Raw genomic sequence first — 1394 nt, 5'->3', positions numbered from 1 at the left:
AGTAATAAAACAGACGGCTGAATACTAAGTTATATAAGGTTTTGGAGCAAATTTCTTGTTCTTACAACAGCATCTTTGGCTATATATTTAACATAAAATCTCATATACGAAATTCAGTAGCCCAAAGTAGAAATGTCCGCTTTTAGAATATGAATTTGGTGTTATTGCTAAAGCTCGTGGCATGACTCAAAATCGCTAAAGAAGCAGGGATTGGGGTGAGGCACTCCACAAAGTCCTACGTCAGGATTAAGCACCACGTTTTGATACGATTAATCGTGTAGTGAATGCTTTAGGCGGCAGAGGTATTGAGTTCTTTAATATGCAGTTCAACGACTGTCATCAGGTTCTCAAATCCCTCAGTTTCCCCGGTATTCATCCGAGCCAACTCGGTCGAGTAGCTCGGATTATGATGCCTACTTTTAAAAAGGCACCCCCCACGATCAGTAAGCAGTTCTAGGGAACTTATGACGACCTGGGGTGGACTGAGTCCGTTTTACCCAATCTTCCGGATATTCTTGACTGTAAGAATCATAGTAATGACCTGACCAATATTCCTGATTGTATTCTTGGCATTCGTAATCTTGAGAAAAGTTGTGGGTGCTTTGTTGCGCTACAGCATGTTGCTGAAGTGTATTTTCAGCTGTTCTTTCCGCCTGATCTAAAGTCATGAAAATATCGAGCAAGGCTTGGCGTTGTTGATGATTCAGAAGTTTTGCGCTTTCGACAATCAGTTGTTTAGCGAGGTTTTTTGGCATGCATGGGTTTGCATTATTGAATTTAATCTGCATAGCAGTTTCCTAGATAAGAGTTTAATTATCTCCATCACTTCTCACGGCAATGGAGGCAACTTAACAGGGGTGAGAATACTGAATCTAGGATCAGCCAGCACAAAGCTGCCCTGCTAAGCTACCATAGGGACTGCTTAACAGTAGGCAAAAAAATAGCCGCAAGTGCGACATTTAATTGCACCTAGATTTTATCAGGTTCTCACGCCTGGACACAGATTTTGCTGCGTTAAAATAAGATTATCCAGTAAAAAGCAGGGCGTCAAGGTCCTAATCAGTAGTTCTTATAAAAACTGAAAAAATCTAACTAAAAGGTGTCTATAAAATCGGTGACTATTTAGGAGTCTGAATTTTTAATAACTTTTCTTGAGAATTTTTGATCGCTAGATCTAGAATCTTTACTCCATCAGCAGTCTGTTGAAATAAAGTTAATTGATTTAAAACTTCAAAAAGCAACTCTATCTTTTCTTTAGGATTAAGATCCATAGCCCATACCTTCTTATAAATTCTTGTTTGTCGAAGTTTTACAGCTAAGTAACGATCAATCTGCACCTGCTTTAAAAGTTTTTCGGTATCCAACGCATCATCATTTTTGACTTTATAAGCACT

Annotated in this window: 1 protein-coding gene and 1 pseudogene; both read right to left on the bottom strand. The window is 38.8% G+C overall.

Annotation, left to right across the window (positions count from 1 at the left end; translation table 11 throughout):
* Positions 1 to 440: 440 nt before the first annotated feature.
* Positions 441 to 788 carry a hypothetical protein gene (locus tag FTV42_RS16885; RefSeq protein ID WP_004641894.1) on the bottom strand — a complete coding sequence of 116 codons (348 nt, stop codon included), beginning with the start codon at positions 786 to 788 and terminating at the stop codon, positions 441 to 443.
* Positions 789 to 1118: 330 nt separating this feature from the next.
* Positions 1119 to 1394, bottom strand: a pseudogene (locus FTV42_RS16880) (hypothetical protein); the annotation flags it as partial.

This window comes from Acinetobacter sp. YH16052, from assembly GCF_013417155.1.
Lineage (GTDB): Bacteria > Pseudomonadota > Gammaproteobacteria > Pseudomonadales > Moraxellaceae > Acinetobacter.
The sequence above is the reverse complement of the archived record's forward strand: the minus strand, read 5'-3'. Positions and strand labels throughout refer to the sequence as shown.

Bases quoted from the DNA above. Each gene is read 5' to 3' on its own strand.
- FTV42_RS16885 (WP_004641894.1), bottom strand. From the start codon at position 788: ATGCAGATTAAATTCAATAATGCAAACCCATGCATGCCAAAAAACCTC.